Origin of the sequence: Cellvibrio zantedeschiae, assembly GCF_014652535.1 — a bacterium.
GTDB lineage: Bacteria > Pseudomonadota > Gammaproteobacteria > Pseudomonadales > Cellvibrionaceae > Cellvibrio > Cellvibrio zantedeschiae.
The window spans coordinates 642216-660619 of sequence record NZ_BMYZ01000001.1; the positions used below are offsets into that span (position 1 = coordinate 642216).

An 18404-nucleotide genomic window follows, 5' to 3' on the forward strand; every position below is an offset into this window, starting at 1 on the left:
GTTTTAAGACTTATACAAACGATGATTGAATCATCGCATCGAAGAAGGAAAAAATTATGTTTAAAATTAAAACCTACAACACGATTTCCATCAAAGGCCTGAGCCGTTTTGGTCGTGACAAATACGAAGTTGCAAGCGATATTGGTTCGCCAGATGCGTACATCCTGCGCAGTCACAAATTGCAAGGTGAAGCTTTGCCTGCGAGCGTAAAAGCAGTTGCACGCGCAGGTGCAGGTACCAACAATGTGCCGGTTGCTGAATACACCAAGTTGGGCGTTGTGGTATTTAATTCACCCGGTGCTAATGCCAACGCGGTAAAAGAGTTGGTGCTCACTGGCATGTTGCTCGGCTCGCGTGGAATTTTACCGGGCATGGCTTATGTGAACGGTTTGACGCACATGACCGATGCTGAAGAAATGTCGAAGCTGTTGGAAAAAGAAAAATCCAACTTCGCTGGTTTTGAATTGCAAGGTAAAACTTTGGGTATCGTTGGTCTCGGCGCAATCGGCTCGATGATCGCTGATGCTGCTTTGGCTCTTGGTATGAACGTAGTAGGTTTTGACCCGGCACTTTCTGTAGAAGCTGCATGGCGTTTGCCGAACCAAGTTTCCAAAATGGAAAACTTGCAGTCACTCTTGGCGCGTGCGGACTACGTGACTTTGCACGTTCCAGCAATTGATGCGACCAAACACATGATCAATGCCGACACTTTAAAAGTAATGAAAAAAGGTTCAGTACTTTTGAACTTCGCACGTGAAGCAATTGTTGATGCACATGCTGTGGTTGAGAGTTTGGATGCGGGTCATTTGGGCAAATATATTTGCGATTTCCCGGAACCAATTTTGTTGAATCGCCCAGACGTTTACGCCATGCCACACATTGGCGCGAGCACCGAAGAAGCTGAAGAAAACTGCGCAATTATGGCGGCTGATCAGTTGATGGATTACCTTGAAAACGGCAATATCAAAAACTCGGTAAACTTCCCTGCGGTAGCTTTGGATCGCGGTGCAAGTACCGGCGCGCGCATTACTTTTTCTAACGAAAACGTATCAGGTGTGTTGGGCCATGTGTTATCAGTATTGGCTGATAACAAAGTCAATGTTATTGATATGGTCAACAAAAGCCGTGGAGATGTGGCTTACAATATTATCGATGTTCAGCAGGCTCCAGCAGCCGCTGTGGTCGAAGCAATTGCCAAAGTTCAGCATGTGATAGCAGTACGCGTTATTTAAAAAAGCTAACTTGCTTGTTCTAGCTGCGTTAAATTTGATTCTCAAATTGCTCATAAATTGCAGGAGCAATTTACACAGCGGAGCTGCCCGAAGGGCGAACCACATGGATGTGGTGTGTGATTTACTAAAGTAAACTCGGCAACTGCTCCTGCGTTGCTCTACCGCCTGCATCCGTGCAGGCGTCCGCTTTTGAGAATCAAATTTGCCTTGCTAGTCCTGCGCCGTAAACGCTTTTGAACATTAGCTGTTTTTCTTCCGTCTATGTGATACTGGCAAGTAAGCCTCTTGAGCTGCCAGCTACTTATGTACAAACTCGTTTTCTTCGTTCCCGAATCTCATCTTGAATCTGTCAAGGCTGCCGTATTTGCGGCGGGCGCAGGCGCTATTGGCAATTACGATCAATGTTGTTGGCAAGTTGCCGGGGTAGGGCAGTTTCGTCCGCTTGCTGGCAGTACACCTTTTATTGGCCAGGTCCAGCAATTGGAAAAAGTTACCGAGTATCGCGTTGAAATGGTGTGCGATGATTCGTTGATCAAAACGGCAGTGACAGCCTTAAGGGCAGCCCATCCCTATGAAGAGCCAGCCATTGATGTATGGCAATTGGCGGAGCCTGGATTGTGAATAGCGAGTTTTGGGATGCGCTTACCGAAGCCTTAAAGCCCCAGGGTGATGCAACTCAGTCTTTTGTGGGCTCTTTCCCCAAGCAAGCCGCTGTTATGGTGTTGATCACCGAAGAAGTCTCTCCTGAAATTATTTATACACTTCGTGCAAAACATCTCAATCAGCACGCAGGTGAAGTCTGTTTTCCCGGTGGTAAATGGGAGCTGCAAGATCAATCACTACTGAGCACTGCATTGCGCGAAACTCATGAAGAAATTGGTTTGGCGCCGTCGATGGTGGACGTGCTCGGTGCCTTGCCCGCGCGGCCTACTAAATCCGGTGCTATGGTGCAGCCATTTGTGGGGAAAATTCCGGCGGGTTGTCGCTTTAATTTAAACCATCATGAACTGGAAGAATTATTTTCAGTGCCGCTTGCCGCATTTCAACGCGGTCTACAAGTGCGAACTGATATTTTTGAGCGCAACGGAGTGCGTTTTCGCATGCCTGCGTACGTGTACGAAGGTTACGAAATTTGGGGTTTCACCGCGGGTGTCACGGCTGAATTGTTAAGCTTGTTGCAATATTTAAGGGTAAATAGCGCCTAGAATTCCCTGTGCAGTAAATGCTAATTGACTTACTGCAATCCTCTGCCAATATGACTCTTAGCATTTAAATAAAAAAACTATGGCTCTCCGAACCCAAGTCAAAAATCGTCAGTGAAATTATAAAAATATTTGACCTGGTCCCCAGGCGGGCTGTGCCGGCTGGCATCAACCCATATGCCTACTTAACTCACATCTCTATAAGGTAATTAAGGATGAGTAAGATCAAGCTACCCCTGCGCGATATCGAATTTGCGCTGTTTGAATTATTTCATTTCGAGGAGCACTACGCAGACTACTGCCCGAGTCTGGATCGCAGCCTCACTAAAGCGCTATTAAACGAAAGTGCGCGATTTTGCGAAGACATTTTGGCGCCTTTGTCTGCATCTGGCGACACTGAAGGGTGCCGGTTAGTGGATGGCGAAGTCATTACTCCCGCCGGGTTTAAAACTGCTTATCAACAATATTGCGACGCAGGCTGGCCGTCGCTTGCGCGTTCAGCGGAATTTGGTGGACAAGGGTTGCCTCAGTCTCTGGGTATTGTGATGAACGAGCTATCAGCCACCGCAAATTATGCGTGGACTATGTATCCCGGTTTGTCGCAAGGTGCTATGCATACCATTGAGTCCCACGGTTCCGATTTTCAAAAACAAACTTACCTTCCTGCGCTTATTTCCGGCGAATGGACAGGCACTATGTGTTTGACTGAGGCTCATTGCGGTACGGATTTGGGGCTATTGAAAACCAAAGCTACGCCCGTAGGTGACGGAAGTTTTTCGTTAACGGGCACCAAGATTTTTATTTCCTCTGGCGATCACGATCTCGCCCAAAATATTGTTCACATAGTACTTGCCCGCTTACCAGATGCACCTGCAGGCACCAAAGGTATTTCGCTTTTTATTGTGCCTAAATTTACTGTGAATGCTGACGGCAGTTTGGGGGCGCGTAATGGTGTGAGCTGTGGTTCGCTCGAACATAAAATGGGTATTCACGGCAACGCTACCTGCGTACTAAATTTTGATGGGGCTGTAGGCACTTTATTGGGCGAAGCTAATAAAGGTTTGCATCTGATGTTTACCTTTATGAATTTGGCGCGGCTGGGAGCTGCACTGCAGGGCATTGCCCATGCAGAGTCCGGTTTCCAGGCTGCGTTAAATTACAGCCGCGAGCGTTTGCAGGGTAGGTCCTTGTCAGGAGCCAAAAACCCTACTGGTGTAGCAGACCCTATTATTTCTCATCCCGATGTCCGCCGTATGCTCATGACCCAAAAGGCCTTGAGCGAAGGTATGCGGATGATGGCGTACTTTGCAGCCAAACGCGTTGATATTGCCCAGCACGCTGCTACCCCGGAAAAACGCCAAATGGCACAGGACATGTTGAGCGTGGTAACCCCGATTGCCAAAGGTTTTATTACCGAGCTGGGGTTTGAATCTGCCAGCCTCGCGCTGCAATGTTTTGGTGGGCACGGCTACATTAAGGAATGGGGAGTTGAACAAAATCTGCGCGATTGTCGAATTGCATCGCTGTACGAGGGCACCACTGGTGTTCAAGCGCTCGATTTATTAGGGCGCAAAATTCTGTTGTCGGACGGCAAGCTGATGGATGGTTTTACCAAATGTATCCAGCATTTCTGCCAGGACCCTACAAACGCGCCAGAATTGTCGCCCTACGCTGATTCTTTGACTAGACTACATACAGAGTGGTTGGGGGTGACCCAGCACATTGGCGCGCTTGCACAGCAAAATCCCGATGAAGTAGGCGCGGCATCAGTCGATTATTTGATGTACTGCGGTTATATTTTTATGGGTTATTTGTGGGCACGAGCGGCTAAAACAGCATTGGCTGCGCTTGCTACAAGCAGCGACGAACAAGATTTTTATCGCGCAAAACTAGCGACTGCACGTTTTTATTTCGAGCGAATCTTGCCGAGAACACTGACGTTGGTTGCTACCATAAAATCCGGTGCAAATAATTTAATGGAGTTGCCAGCAGAGCAATTTGCGTTTTAGTGGCGGTTGTAGTGCAAGTGGATTTAGTGCTGTCGGTTTAGTGCCAATAAACATTTAATAAAAAGAGTTAGGAGTGAGTAAATGCCGTTGAATTATCATCGTACGATTCCTGAAGTATTTGCGGAGGCCTGTCAGGAATATTCAGATAGCCCTGTGTTTACCTGCATGGATCGCACGATCAGTTTTCGTGAACTGGATGATCTTAGCGGTAAATTTGCGGCTTACTTGCAACATCACACCAATTTAAAACCCGGTGACCGCATTGCAATTCAATTACCCAATATTTTGCAATACCCCATCGCGGTATTCGGCGCTTTGCGCGCGGGTTTGGTGGTGGTTAATACCAACCCTTTGTACACCGCACATGAAATTAAACATCAATTAAATGACTCTGGCGCAAAAGCGTTGGTGGTGTTAGCGAACATTGCCAAGAATGCATCCACTATTATTCGTGAGACAGGTGTTGAGCAAGTTATTGTGACTGAGCTTGCCGATATTCATTCGCCATTGAAGCGGTTATTAATTAACTGCGTTGTAAAATATGTTAAAAAATTAGTACCAGAATTTTTATTTCCAAACCAAATCAGTTTTTGCAAAGTTCTTTCGCTCCCACAAAAATCCTGGGAAATTGTAGCGCGCGATCCGGAAGATGTTGCGGTATTGCAATATACCGGTGGCACTACTGGCGTTGCTAAAGGTGCAATGCTGACTCATCGCAATCTGGTTGCCAATATGTTGCAGCTGAACGAGCACATGGTGAGTTCATTTCGCAGAAACCAGGAGCTGTATATTGCTCCGCTTCCGCTTTACCACATTTATTCTTTTACGATTCATTGTACGTCTGCAGTGGCCTTGGGCAATCACAGTATCCTGATTCCAAATCCGCGCGATATCAAAGCTTTTGTTGAAACCTTAAAAAAATATCCGTTCACCCTGTTTGTAGGTTTGAACACTTTATTTAATGCTTTGTTGCGCAATCCTGATTTTCAAAAACTGGATTTCAGTCCGCTGCATTTAACATCCTCGGGCGGTATGGCTTTAACGGCTGAGACTGCTAATAAATGGCGCGAATTAACCGGCAGCCCAATCACTGAAGGTTATGGTTTAACAGAAACCTCGCCAGTTGTGTGCAGCAACCAGGTGAATGCTGTGCAATATGGCACGGTTGGGAGGCCATTGCCCGATACCGAATGCAAAGTTGTGGATGAAAATGGCAATAGTTTGCCAACAGGTGAAGCGGGTGAATTATGCATTCGCGGCCCACAGGTGATGAAAGGTTATTGGCAAAGACCCGAAGCAACAGCAGAAGTGATTGATGATGAAGGTTGGTTTAAAAGCGGTGATATGGCAGTGATTGCTCCCGACGGTTTTATAAAAATTGTCGATCGCAAAAAAGATATGATTAACGTTTCCGGTTTTAAAGTTTACCCCAATGAAGTTGAAGATGTGCTGGCGAGTCATCCCGATATTGTTGAAGCAGCAGTAATTGGCGTGCCCGACAAAGAAGGTAGCGAAGTCGTTAAAGCTTTTGTAGTGTGTTCAAATCCGGCGTTGGATGTGAAAGCCGTGCGCGATTTTGCGAAAACAAAATTAACGGCCTATAAGGTTCCGCATCAGGTGGAGTTCTGCAAAGATTTACCAAAAACCAACGTGGGTAAAATATTGCGCCGTGAATTGCGCGATAAAGAAATTGCCAAAAAAGCGTGAGTATCTTGCGCGTGATTGTTGTGCTGATCTTTTTAGTGGAGTGCTGCTCCATTAAAAAAATAAATGGCCCGTTATTATGAAAAGAGCCTTAATCCTGTCTGGTGGTGGCGCGCGTGCAGCTTATCAAGTGGGCGTGTTGCAAGCTTTAGCAGAAATTTTACCCGAAGATAATACTCATCCCTTTCCAATTATTTGCGGTACATCAGCGGGCGCAATTAATGCGCTCGCCCTTGCAGCTCACCCCGGTAATTTCAAAGAGTCAGTACATGCGCTGGCGAACATGTGGCGCAACCTAACCGTGGGCGATGTTTACTTACACGGCTGGTCGGATATTTTTAAAGGTCTCGGTCTCTTAGGGCTGTCGCTTTTCAATCAGGGGATTGGCCGGCAGCGCCCGTTATCACTGTTGGATAATTCCCCGCTGTGGGATTTATTAGGCTCACGCATACCTTTTCACAACATTAATAACGCTATAGAAAGTGGGAAACTATTAGCAGTGTCGGTTTCCGCCATGGGCTATACCTCTGGCCACACCGTCAGTTTTTTTCAGGGGCACGAAAGTATTCAAGGCTGGAACCGTTACCGCCGCGCTGGTGTTGCAACGCCTTTGCGTTTGGAACATTTGTTAGCCTCATCTGCCATTCCCACCATTTTTCCTGCTGTGCGAATTAATCGTGAATACTTTGGTGACGGTGCGTTGCGTCAGTTGGCACCTATCAGTCCGGCATTACATTTAGGCGCTGAGTCTTTATTTGTAATCGGTGTGAGTGGAAACAGGTCATCCAATAAACCCAATAAACGCTTGCCGGTAAAACATTCTCCATCCATGGGCCAAATTGTCGGGCACTTGTTAAATAGTGCGTTTGTAGATTCGCTTGAAGGCGATATGGAACATATGGAGCTTGTGAATAAATTGGTGAAATTAATTCCAGAAGAAAATAAACCTGCCGATTTTAAATTGCGCGCAGTGGACAATATGGTGATTTCACCTTCCAGTCCCTTGGATGTTATTGCCGGTAGAAATGTGCGTTATCTTCCAGATAGTTTGCGATTTTTCTTGCGTGCGATTGGTGCTACAGCGAAAGGTGGCGGTGCTACGGCGGCGAGTTATTTATTATTCTCTACTGAGTTCATTACTGATTTAATGGAGCTTGGACGTCAGGATGCGCTGGCAGAAGCTGAGGCGCTTAAGCAATTCTTTGCGAAATAAATAACCTTAACGCGTGGTTTTTGTTTTGCGGAGTAAATCAACCAGGGGTTCGTTATTCCAGGCTTGGGTTAGCAAATCTTTGTGAAGAATATTTTCATCCAGCTTGATAAAACTGATGCTGCTTTTACGTAAGGCTTGCGGCATGCTGGTTTCAAACTTAATTCCTTGCTCACGTAACAAATTTTGCAGCAACTCATTACTTGGGCGCGCTGGTTCTGTGTAGGTGCTAAAGAAAAAACTTTTGCGGTGATTGCTCCGCAGCCATTTAGCGAAAATTTCTTCCTGTCCGTAAAGCGCATCCATCAATATCACGCCTTTAATCCTGTTATTCATTCCACCGTTACTTAAAATATTAGCCGCCGCTAAATAACCGCCGCTGTAAGCCACTAATATGATGGGCGCGTTTTTAAGTTGGTATTCTAACTGTCTGCTGTTTTGCCATTGCCCCGCTTGTGTGGCGGCTTCTCTGATAAACGCACTGAAGTAATTTTTTTGCACAAAATTCCCGGGACTGGAATCCAATGCATCACTCGCGAATTGCGGTGCAACTAAAAATGCGTTTATATCTGCCGCAATAATTTGTGCGGGAATTTGTTGGCGTTCGAGAACGTCGCGCTCAAGCGTAGCTTGGTTGCCGTGCAAATAAACGATTAATGTGGGGTAGTGCTTGCTCGCGTTATTAGCTGAAGTTGCCAGCAACACACGGTTGTCATTATAGGTTGTGTCTTCCCAGAGTAAGCCGCCACGCGTGCTGTTGTGTCCACGGCGGCCAGCTTCGTTAACATCAAAAAAAGTGCTGGCTTGTTTTTCGTTAAGTGGGAAAGGTGCGTACTTAAAGCTGCGTAGACTTGTTTGCTGATTTACATCACTCCAGGCATTTGCACATGTGCACAAGCTGAGGATGTTTAAATACATCAGAAACTTTTTCAGCATTAAGCTTTCTCCATAATCGCCGCATGTTTAATGGGTTTTAAAACGCCCATAAACGCAGGAATGGCAATTATATAGGCGACTCCTGCGACTGCAATTACCGTAGCCAAACCGAAGGAAGTTGCGATTATGGGTACGAGTGCTGCACCTATTACCGAGAAGCAACCGTTAACACCCCAGGCCCAAAGGAACATGTGTTCTTTCTTCAAACGAGTTAATGCGCCCATGCCAGTTGCCATAGGGAAGCCCATTAAAAATGCTGGCGGTGCAATTAAAGCAAAGCAGCAAATTAAGCGAAGTGCGTAGGGTAGACCGCCGATGCCGTTGAGAATAGGGTTAAGCACAAGGCTGTAAATAATCAGCAGTGCGCCAACGCTTAATAAAATTTTAGGCAATGTTACGCGCGCGCTGTGAGCGTATTTATCGGAAACAAAACTACCAATGCCTGAGAACACTAACATGCCCGTAATCAATACGGACGCAGACACGGTAGCGTTTGAAAGCGCTTGAATAAATTGCGCGATAAGACCAACTTCCACAGTGATATAGCCAAAGCCTAAACACGCAAAAAAGATAATGGTTTGCGCCTTGCCGGGGTAATGGCTAAAAGCCGTGCGCCAACCTGCAATCATCGGGATAGCAATTAAAATCAAACCTGCTGCACAAGCAATTGCCAATGTTGCCCAAAGCAATAAATAACCCCATTCATCTTGAAACAATTCCAAGCGGTCGGTGATTTTTGGCAGGTCTTTCGGGAAAACGTAAGCCGCAAAATAGGGATGGTTGTTGGTAAGCGGCCGTACATCAAATAAATAGCGTTCGCTAAAACCTTTCCAGTCATCGCGAATTAAAGCTTGCCAGGCAACTTGGCTGAGTACTGACGCGGGCACAGTCAAGGCATTTTCATCAGCTATAACCTCGGCGCTTGGCGCATTGGTCGATGGTTCCTTAGCTGCTGCTTCGCTGTTTTCGGCGGAGAAAATACTGTCATGGAAGTCTTTGAAAACATGATCGGCTTTTGCCAAATCCACTTTAATGCCAGGCGAGTAGATTTCATCGAAAGACATGGATGAGGTATGTTCGCGCAACTTGGTCAACTCATCGGCTGTAAATCCACCGCGTTTGTAGAGCACGGTTACTGTCGATAAATAGCTGGAAGCCACGAAGAAATTTTGGCTGATATCTTTGTCGCCATTCGCGCGCGCAGCGGCTGCCATTGTGGCAAAAAGTTTTAATACGGATTTTGGCGGTTCTTCTTTATTCCACAGAGTCACCGACAGAGTTCCCGCATCGCTCAGCGCACGCATGTAATGCTGCATGGCTTCTTTGGTGTAAGAATATTTTTCCACAATCGCAAAGCCGCCGGGATTTGAAAGACCTGCAGAATCTGCAAGGCTCAAATCAATGACATCGTAGCGCTCGCGCGTATTGGCAAGAAATAAGCGGCCATCGTAGGGGATAACGGTGACGCGATTAAGTATGTCGTTAGTGAATTTTTTCAGCACATCGCTTTCGCGAAATGCTGTTAAAAATGCGGGATTGGCTTCGCCCACAGTCACGCTGGATGAATTATGCAATGCAACCATGGTGGAAATACCGCCACCAAATTGCACCACAAAAGTTTTAGGTTTGTTGGTAATAAGGTAGGGATAAATCATCGGCAGATAATGAAAATAAGCCGTGTCCTTATTGGACAGCTCGCGCATCACGCCTATGGGGCCGTCGCCATCTACGTACAAACCGAGATAAGCATTTGCGGGCATTTCTTCCAGGTTAAGAGACGCGTTATCAGACAAGCCCGGTGCAAAATGCAAATAGGAACTGCTGTAAACTTCCAAATGACCGAAGGGTGAAACCGCTTCATATTGGCGTTTACTATCAGGAAATTTGCGCGCGTAAGACACGCCTTTGTAATCTGATACTGAAAGTTTGGGAATCTTTGCCGCATCGGGTAAATGCAAATGTGCTCCTATCGACACCAATGAAATTACGGCCAATGCTATAGCCCATATGCGCGAGCCCAAACCAGAAAACCACAGCACACCGCCGATACCTGCAAGCAGCACGGGCACCAGGACAAGATTGTCCGGGCGAAATAAAAACAAGGCGCCAAGGGTCAATAATCCACACAGGCCGGAGCCGAGCAAATCGGCAAAGTAAACGCGCCCGAAAACATTTTTTGCGCGCAAAAACACCGTCCCCAAAAATAAACTGCCCGCTAAAAATGGCAGCAAGTAAAGTGCAAAATTGGCGACCAAACGCCATTTTTGTTGGGAATCTGAAACTAAAAAGATGGGGTTGAACGGAAGTTGTTGGGCAGCGAGATTGGCACCCACGATAAGCGGGGCAAAGAGTGCGAGCGAGGTGGCAATCACGCCGAACCAATGCCGCTCAAACCAGGGGCGGGCGAGGCACATAACCGCACTGGTCAGGCCAAACCCGAGCATAGCGAGGCTGACCACGAGTGAACCAAAATGCGCCCAGCTGCCTTCCGAGAAAATCCGCATCACACCAATTTGCAGGGCGATGATGGCACCGGCTACACAACCTACGGCAGCGTACATGAGTAGCTGCCGTAATCCTGTTTGTGACCATTCGTGAAAGGCGGCGGGTGAAGTATCCGGGCTAATTGAATCTGTCACTGTCATGCGATCCTGCTGTTTGTTGTGCAGCTCTTATTTATTGCGCGAACGCCTATTTATTATGAGAGCCTACGATGGTATCGCCTTCCAGTTTGGTGAAAGGAACGAAAGGAACCACCTTACCGTTATAAATATCGGAGCGCGCGATTTTGATAGAGCCATCGGGGTTGGCTTCTTTGGTAATTTTAAGCACGTGCTGCGCACCTGGTGGGCCCACGGGGATAACCATCATGCCGCCCGTTTTCAACTGCTTAAGCAAGGCTGGTGGTATATGGTCGATACCGCAAGTCACAATAATTTTGTCGAATGGTGCAGCCTCTTCCCAACCGTAGTAACCGTCAGCTTGCTTGGTGTTGACGTTTTTGTATTCGGTGTAGCCTTTGGCGATGATGGTGTCGTACAAGGTACGGGTACGTTCAGCTAGCGGCTTGATGATTTCAATCGTCCATACCTTGTCGGTAATGTGGCCGAGAATAGCCGATTGATAGCCGGAGCCGGTACCAATTTCCAATACTTTGTCGCCCTTCTTGATGTCCAATACGCTGGTCATACGGCTAACGGCGTGGGGGCCGGAAATGGTCACGCCAAAACCAATATCCAAAAAATTATCGTCGTAGGTGTGCGCAGAGGTTTTTCTCAATACAAACTCTTCGCGTGGCGTCATCAGAAACGCGCGCTTGGTTTGTTCATTGGTGAGGTCGCCGCGTTGAATTAGCGCCTGGTAGCGATCCCAACGTTGGCCGAGGAATTTTTTGTCTTCACCGCGGTTGGTTACCATCCAGCTGACGAAAGCCTCTTTGCTATCTGTGGGTGGAACCATGTCGTAAGTGTAAGCCTTGGGAACTGCGGCACTCGCCAATACAGGAACAAACGCGCTAACCAAACCCAGGGTCAAAGTGAATTTCTTAAAGTATTTCAAGAGGAGTCCTTACTACATCAATAGTGGCTAACGAGGTTTAAAATAAGTTATAGATTGGCTAAACCGGGCGGCGATTCTAGCATGGCGAAAGAGCAAAACGATACCTAAAACACGGCTTGGGGCGGGGCGGTGGAGCCTTGCGTTTAGAGTAAAAACCAGATGTTACAGATACAAAAAAAGCCGCTATTTAGGCGGCTTTTTTTGTGGAGCTTTTAGGCTCTACGACGAAAGAGCGGTAGTGGTTGATCCACGGAAGCCTGATAGTACTCGCTAAAATCTGCGAGTGACTTAAGTGCAACTTCCAGGTCTGCTTCCGGGTTCGCAAACGCAAAAGCATTTACCCCGCAGCGGCGCAAATAGCAGAGTTGGTCGCGAATAAAGTTACCCACTGCTCGCACTTCACCGGTGAAGCCATAACGCTCACGCAGTAAACGTGCGGTAGAGAATGCGCGGCCGTCCATAAAACCAGGGAAGTTAACGCCAATTACCGGAAAACGGTTGGCTTCTTCGCCGATGTCTTCCGCAAATTCATCGCTATCCAACCAAACACCAACATCGTTACGGGTTTGCAGCTGGGCTTTTTGGGCAATCCAAACGCTCAGTGGGACAATCACATGGCCAGCAGGTACTGCTACTTCAGCAGCATCGCCTTCTGGTTTGGCAATCAGTTCCCAAGTATTTTCGATTATAGCGCCGTCTTTAATTAGCTTTGGCATATACACGCTCCTTAAAGGGAGTGGCACCTATACGGCGATAGGTATCAATAAACAATTCTTCAGCAGTGCGGTTTTCAACGTAAACGTTAACCAGCTTTTGGATCACGTCCGGCATAACTTCAGCGCCAAAAGATGGGCCTAGTACATCGCCAAGAGATGCATCGTTGCTGGCGCTGCCGCCCAATTGCACTTGGTAGAACTCTTTGCCGGCTTTATCTACGCCGAGAATGCCGATATGACCTACGTGGTGATGACCGCAAGCGTTCATACAGCCAGAGATGTTCAGATCGATATCGCCCAAGTCGTAAACGTAATCCAAATCGTCAAACTGACGTTGGATAGCTTCAGCAATCGGAATAGATTTGGCGTTGGCGAGCGAACAGAAATCACCACCAGGGCAGCAAATAATGTCGGTAATGGTGCCGATATTAGGCGTAGCAAAACCGGCTGCCTTGGATTTTTGCCACAGGGTGAAAAGGTCTGATTTTTTCACGTCAGCCAAAACGATATTTTGCTCGTGGGTAGTGCGTGCCTCACCAAAGCTAAATTCATCGGCAAGGTTGGCGATGATTTCGAGTTGGCTGTCCGTGATATCACCTGGTGCTACGCCGGTTGGCTTTAGCGACAAGGTAACAGCTGCATAGCCAGGAACGCGGTGGCCGCGCACATTGCGTTGTAACCACTTGCTGAAGGCGACACTTTCAGCAGCTTGCGCATCAACTGCTGCTTGAGCTGCAGCGTTATCGATAGTTTCGTAAGCTGGTTCAGTAAAGAAGCTCTTGGCGCGTTCGATTTCAGCGCGGGTCAACTTGCTATAACCGTCTTTGGTGTTTTCCCACTCAGCTTCCACCTTCTGGGCAAAAACTTCAGGAGTGAGTGCACGCACCAGAATCTTGATACGAGCTTTGTATTTGTTGTCGCGGCGGCCGGAGAGGTTGTACACGCGCAGGATAGCTTCCAAATAAGGTAGCAAATCTTCCTCTGGCAAAAACTCACGAATCACGCTGCCGATTACCGGTGTACGGCCTAAACCGCCACCTACATAAACCTTAAAGCCGATTTCGCCGGAATCTTTCAGGATAATTTGCAAACCAATATCGTGCACTTGCACCGCGGCGCGGTCTTTCTCAGAGCCGGTGACAGCAATCTTGAACTTGCGTGGCAAGAAGGCGAATTCCGGGTGAAAGCTTGACCACTGACGGATAATTTCGCAGTAGGGGCGTGGATCAACGATTTCGTCTTCTGCAACGCCCGCGAATTGGTCTGAAGTGGTGTTACGGATGCAGTTACCGCTGGATTGCGTACCGTGCATGCCAACATCGGCCAACTCAGACAGAATATCTGGCACTTCGGTCAAATCCGGCCAGTTGAATTGGATGTTTTGACGAGTACTAACGTGAACATAACCCTTATCATAGTGACGGGCGATATGGGCTAGCTTGCGAATCTGCGTGGAGTTCAACATGCCGTAGGGCACATTAATACGCAGCATGGGCGCTAAACGTTGGACATAAAGACCATTTTGCAGGCGCAAGGGCAAGAACTGCTCAGGCGGTAAGCTACCCGCTAAAAAACGTTCAGTTTGATCGCGAAACTGTGCCACACGCTGGCGCAGAATGCTGTTGTCGTACTCGTCGTAAATATACATGGAGTGTTAGCACCATCTTCAGCATAAAAATGAGGCGCGCAGAATACACCAATTGTCCCCTAACCGCGAGACGAGACAAGGACTCTTTTGGACTAATTACAAAGCTTTTGGTTATAGGTTTAAGTGCTTGGCTGGTATGATTGCCCGCACTTTTCAGGGGTTGACTATGTCCGATGCGTTTGATGATTTAGCGATTTTGCCGCCGTGTAGGGAGGAGCTTGTTATCCTCAAGCGAGATTCTGAGTATTTGCTTGTCAACAAGCCCACCCGGTTACTCAGCGTACCCGGCCGCCATCCGCAAAATCGCGATTCAGTCATAGCGCGCTTACTGGAAGATCATCCTAACGCCGCCATTGTTCATCGTCTGGACTTCGACACCTCCGGCATAATGGTTGTTCCCCTGAATAAAGCGGCGCTCTCCCATATCAGCAAACAATTCCAGGCGCGTACGACCCATAAAACCTATATCGCCGTTGTGGATGGGTTGGTCGCGCAGGACTCGGGGGTTATTGATCTACCCATAGCGCCAGATATGGAAAATCGCCCAAAGTATAAAATTTGTACGGCAATCGGCCGGCAATCTGTCACGGAATTTACCGTAGTATCACGCGACGAAATTGCGCAGACTACGCGCCTGTTGCTGCACCCCATTACCGGGCGCTCCCATCAATTACGCTTGCACATGCAGGCAATTGGTCACCCGATTCTCGGGTGTGAGTTTTACGCGGATCAAGCTGCGCGCAAAAAATCGCCAAGATTATTATTGCATGCAACGGAATTGGCTTTTGATCACCCGGTTACGGGTGAACGAGTAGAGGGAGTTTGCAAACCTGTATTTTAAAATGTTAATGATTGGGATTTGGTAGAATTATCAGAGCGCAACTCACTGTTTAAGGAGAAGGCAAATGATTGATGGCATTCACGAAGTCACCCATGTTGAAACCCGCGAGACGGCAAAAGCAGCTGCACGTCAATCAGAAGGTAACGATGATCGGTTGGATAAAGTAGAGGCAACAGTAAAAAACCTTTCTGTGATCAACGAAGCTTTATACGAAATATTGGTTGCTAAATTAAATGTGAATGCAACTGACTTGGCGACCATGATCGATCAAGTGACAGCTAATCGCATCACTCGCCTTGAAGCAAAATCAACTTGCCGAAATTGTGGGCGTTTGGTGCCTGCGCTTAAACAAAAATGTATGTATTGTGGTGGTGATCTTTTGAACGAAGTTATACGATCACCTTTCGATTAACAGCAGATTTTTCCTGAATGGAACTGAATTGAACAATCTGTTTTATCGCTATATAGTCCAAACAATGGTCCAAACAATAGCTTAAACAAATAGTCATAATGAAAAATGACTAGCGCAAATTTTTAAAGATTTTTTACACACTCAATAGGTAGTTAGATAATGCAAGAACATACAACCGGCCCAAAAACCACACAAAAGCTTGGATTTTTCCCCGCACTTATATTTTCATCTCGGTGGCTGCAACTGCCTTTGTACTTAGGCTTAATTATTGCGCAAGCTGTGTATGTATTTTTATTTTTGAAAGAGTTATATCACCTTATCCATTCCGCCAATACATTAACTGAGCAGACTATTATGCTCAGTGTGTTGGGGCTCATCGACGTTGTGATGATCTCCAATTTGTTAGTGATGGTAATAGTGGGCGGGTATGAAACCTTTGTATCGCGTTTGAATTTGGATGGACATCCAGATCAACCGGAATGGTTAGGTCATGTAAATGCCACTGTTCTAAAAGTTAAATTAGCGATGGCAATTATTGGTATTTCGTCAATTCACTTGTTAAAAACATTTATTGAAGCGGGCAGTTTAGGTTTGCCAGATTCTAAATACACCGAGGTTGGGATTATGTGGCAAACCATTATCCACATGGCATTTATTCTGTCGGCACTGGGTATTGCTTACACAGATTTGTTAATGCAACGTGTGTCCAAGCACCACACGCTTATTCCCTCATAAGCTAAAACATGAAATAAAAAGGGCAGCCTCGGCTGCCTTTTTTATTTCTATCATTTTATCGTACAAACATTAATGCTCAGCTGCTGCGCTTATACCAATGCCTGTTTGTGAACGCACAAACTGTGCATCAAACGCAGCTTCTTCTGCTTTTGCGGTGGCAGACTTATCAAGAATAGAGAATAACCAAATTCCGATAAACGCAACGCTTACAGAGAAGATTGCTGGATATTTGAATGGGAAAATGGCTTTCTCAAAATGGAATGCATCTACCCAAACGGTTGGTCCAATGACAACCAGTACCAAAGCCGTGATCAATCCTAATGATCCACCAATAACGGCGCCGCGAGTTGTCAATTTGCGCCAGTACATGGAGAGCAACAAAATTGGGAAGTTAGCGCTCGCCGCAACGCAGAATGCCAGGCCAACCATGAAGGCGACGTTTTGGTTTTCAAAAACGATTCCAAGCAAAACTGCAATTACACCCAGGCATACGGTTGCAATGCGCGAAGCACGAATTTCTTTTTTCTCATTGCGTTCACCTTTTAATACGAGTGTTGCATAAAGATCGTGAGAAATTGCGCTCGAACCTGCAAGCGTTAAACCTGATACCACTGCAAGAATCGTAGCGAAAGCAACGGCTGAGATAAAACCTAACAATATATCGCCGCCCAATGCATGGGAGAGATGTATAGCTGCCATGTTGGTGCCGCCTACTAATTTACCATCTGCAAAATAATTAGGATTATTCAGCAAGAGTACAATAGCGCCGAAGCCAATAATGAAAGTCAAAATGTAGAAGTAACCAATAAAACCTGTTGCATAAAATACTGAGCGACGCGCTTGTACAGCATCTTTTACGGTGAAGAAACGCATAAGGATGTGCGGTAAGCCTGCAGTGCCGAACATTAAGGCCATGCCGAGAGAGATTGCCGAAATTGGATCTGAAACCAATGTGCCAGGGGCCATAATTGCTGTGCCCTTGGCGTGAACCTTGGTGGCCTCGGCAAACATGTTTTCAAAGCTAAATCCAAAATGGTAGAGCACTAACAATGCCATCAAGCTTGCACCAGATAACAACAGGATTGCTTTGATTAGCTGCACCCAGGTAGTTGCAAGCATGCCACCGAAAGTCACGTAGAGTGTCATCAACACGCCTACAATAATTACGGCAGATTGATAGGGCAGGCCGAACAAGACTTCAATTAGTTTTCCTGCACCAACGAGTTGTGCAATTAAATAAAAGATTACAGTAACGAGTGAGCCGCTGGCCGCTAAAATGCGGATGGGTTTTTGTTGCAGGCGAAAAGAGGCTACATCTGCAAAGGTGTATTTACCTAAATTACGGAGCGGTTCTGCGATGAGTAACAATACAATGGGCCAACCTACTAAAAAGCCAATTGCATAAATCAAACCATCAAAACCTGATGTATAAACCAAACCGGCAATCCCCAGAAAGGACGCCGCAGACATGTAATCGCCTGCAATTGCCAAACCATTTTGGAAGCCGGTAATACCACCACCCGCTGCATAAAAATCCGCGGTGGTTTTGGTGCGGCGCGCAGCCCAATAAGTGATCCCCAGAGTTACCAAAACAAATGCCAGGAACATGGTGATGGCAGTGATATTAACCGGTGGTTTAGGAGCGGTATCTGCCCATGCAGCTGCTGCTAAAAATGCTAATGAACACGCAAATAGCGTTTTTAATTTCATTTCAACTCTCCTGCTTTTTGAACTATAGCGCGGGTGAGTGGTTCAATGACGCGGTTAGCATAGGTGACGTAAATGCCAGTAATAACCATGCAAAAGAGAATAATGCTTAACCCAAGTGCAACACCAATTGAGGTTACGCCATCGCCAATGGGTGCACCTAATGAGGTTGGTGAAAAAGCAATTGCAAGAATCAATGCAAAGTAAGCCACAATGACGGCGATAGAAAGCGGCCACACAATTTTTCTACGTGCACGTGTCAGCTCCGCGTACTCCGGTAGCTGCCGAATTTGTTCGGGTTGGTTCATAGGTTTTTCCTTGTTATAAATAAGTTATAGTGGGTTAATATTTAGTCAGGTCTAGCAAGGTTTAGCCGCGGAGATTGTTAATATTATTGTTATGATGTTGCTGTTAATCGAACTCGTAATCGAACTCGTCACTCAAGTTCAGGAAAAATTTTTGTTTTAATCTGCGTGTTTCTAGGGAATAAATCA

16 protein-coding genes are annotated in these 18404 nt (G+C 46.6%); 9 read left to right on the forward strand and 7 right to left on the reverse strand.

Features of this window, described 5'->3' with window-relative positions; translation table 11 throughout:
* The first annotated feature begins 56 nt into the window (after positions 1-56).
* The 6 genes from IE104_RS02860 to IE104_RS02885 all read left to right on the forward strand — a co-directional run bounded on the left by IE104_RS02860 (position 57) and on the right by IE104_RS02885 (position 7360).
* A complete protein-coding gene (locus IE104_RS02860) occupies positions 57-1232 on the forward strand; it encodes a phosphoglycerate dehydrogenase (RefSeq protein ID WP_189415934.1) in 1176 nt (391 codons plus the stop codon).
* A 303-nt stretch (positions 1233-1535) separates the two neighbouring features.
* Complete coding sequence (locus IE104_RS02865) at positions 1536-1853, forward strand: YqfO family protein (protein ID WP_189415935.1); 318 nt, start codon at positions 1536-1538, stop codon at positions 1851-1853.
* Positions 1850-2437 carry an NUDIX hydrolase gene (locus IE104_RS02870; protein ID WP_229837585.1) on the forward strand — a complete coding sequence of 196 codons (588 nt, stop codon included), beginning with the start codon at positions 1850-1852 and terminating at the stop codon, positions 2435-2437. Before IE104_RS02865 ends, IE104_RS02870 begins: the two co-directional genes overlap by 4 nt.
* Before the next feature lie 212 nt (positions 2438-2649).
* On the forward strand, positions 2650-4443 hold the full coding sequence (locus IE104_RS02875) for an acyl-CoA dehydrogenase C-terminal domain-containing protein (RefSeq protein ID WP_189415937.1): 1794 nt from the start codon (positions 2650-2652) through the stop codon (positions 4441-4443).
* Positions 4444-4524: 81 nt separating this feature from the next.
* Positions 4525-6150, forward strand: coding sequence for an AMP-binding protein (locus IE104_RS02880; RefSeq protein WP_189415938.1), 1626 nt, complete (start codon positions 4525-4527; stop codon positions 6148-6150).
* Positions 6151-6226: 76 nt separating this feature from the next.
* A complete protein-coding gene (locus IE104_RS02885; protein WP_189415939.1) occupies positions 6227-7360 on the forward strand; it encodes a patatin-like phospholipase family protein in 1134 nt (377 codons plus the stop codon).
* A gap of 6 nt (positions 7361-7366) precedes the next feature.
* On the opposite strand, the gene IE104_RS02890 is transcribed toward IE104_RS02885, so the two are convergent.
* The 5 genes from IE104_RS02890 to IE104_RS02910 form a co-directional block, all read right to left on the reverse strand.
* Positions 7367-8293, reverse strand: a complete 927-nt coding sequence (locus tag IE104_RS02890; protein WP_189415940.1) for an alpha/beta hydrolase — start codon at positions 8291-8293, stop codon at positions 7367-7369.
* Complete coding sequence (locus IE104_RS02895; RefSeq protein ID WP_229837586.1) at positions 8293-10938, reverse strand: hypothetical protein; 2646 nt, start codon at positions 10936-10938, stop codon at positions 8293-8295. Before IE104_RS02895 ends, IE104_RS02890 begins: the two co-directional genes overlap by 1 nt.
* A gap of 46 nt (positions 10939-10984) precedes the next feature.
* Positions 10985-11851, reverse strand: coding sequence for a protein-L-isoaspartate(D-aspartate) O-methyltransferase (locus IE104_RS02900; protein ID WP_229837587.1), 867 nt, complete (start codon positions 11849-11851; stop codon positions 10985-10987).
* Positions 11852-12063: 212 nt separating this feature from the next.
* Positions 12064-12567 (reverse strand): DUF934 domain-containing protein, encoded by a 504-nt coding sequence (locus IE104_RS02905; protein WP_189415941.1) that lies wholly within the window; start codon positions 12565-12567, stop codon positions 12064-12066.
* Complete coding sequence (locus IE104_RS02910; protein WP_189415942.1) at positions 12551-14215, reverse strand: nitrite/sulfite reductase; 1665 nt, start codon at positions 14213-14215, stop codon at positions 12551-12553. The genes IE104_RS02905 and IE104_RS02910 overlap by 17 nt, the downstream gene beginning before the upstream one ends.
* A 166-nt stretch (positions 14216-14381) precedes the next feature.
* Here IE104_RS02910 and IE104_RS02915 point away from each other — a divergent pair, with 166 nt between their 5' ends.
* The 3 genes from IE104_RS02915 (at position 14382) to IE104_RS02925 (ending at position 16203) form a co-directional block, all read left to right on the forward strand.
* A complete protein-coding gene (locus IE104_RS02915) occupies positions 14382-15056 on the forward strand; it encodes a pseudouridine synthase (RefSeq protein WP_189415943.1) in 675 nt (224 codons plus the stop codon).
* 64 nt (positions 15057-15120) lie between these two features.
* Positions 15121-15468 (forward strand): hypothetical protein, encoded by a 348-nt coding sequence (locus IE104_RS02920; RefSeq protein ID WP_189415944.1) that lies wholly within the window; start codon positions 15121-15123, stop codon positions 15466-15468.
* A 159-nt stretch (positions 15469-15627) separates the two neighbouring features.
* Positions 15628-16203 (forward strand): TIGR00645 family protein, encoded by a 576-nt coding sequence (locus IE104_RS02925; RefSeq protein ID WP_189415945.1) that lies wholly within the window; start codon positions 15628-15630, stop codon positions 16201-16203.
* A gap of 69 nt (positions 16204-16272) precedes the next feature.
* On the opposite strand, the gene IE104_RS02930 is transcribed toward IE104_RS02925, so the two are convergent.
* Both IE104_RS02930 and IE104_RS02935 read right to left on the reverse strand, forming a co-directional pair.
* Complete coding sequence (locus tag IE104_RS02930) at positions 16273-17913, reverse strand: cation acetate symporter (RefSeq protein WP_189415946.1); 1641 nt, start codon at positions 17911-17913, stop codon at positions 16273-16275.
* Entirely contained in the window at positions 17910-18218 is a 309-nt protein-coding gene (locus tag IE104_RS02935) for a DUF485 domain-containing protein (protein WP_189415947.1), read from the reverse strand. Before IE104_RS02935 ends, IE104_RS02930 begins: the two co-directional genes overlap by 4 nt.
* Positions 18219-18404: the final 186 nt, after the last annotated feature.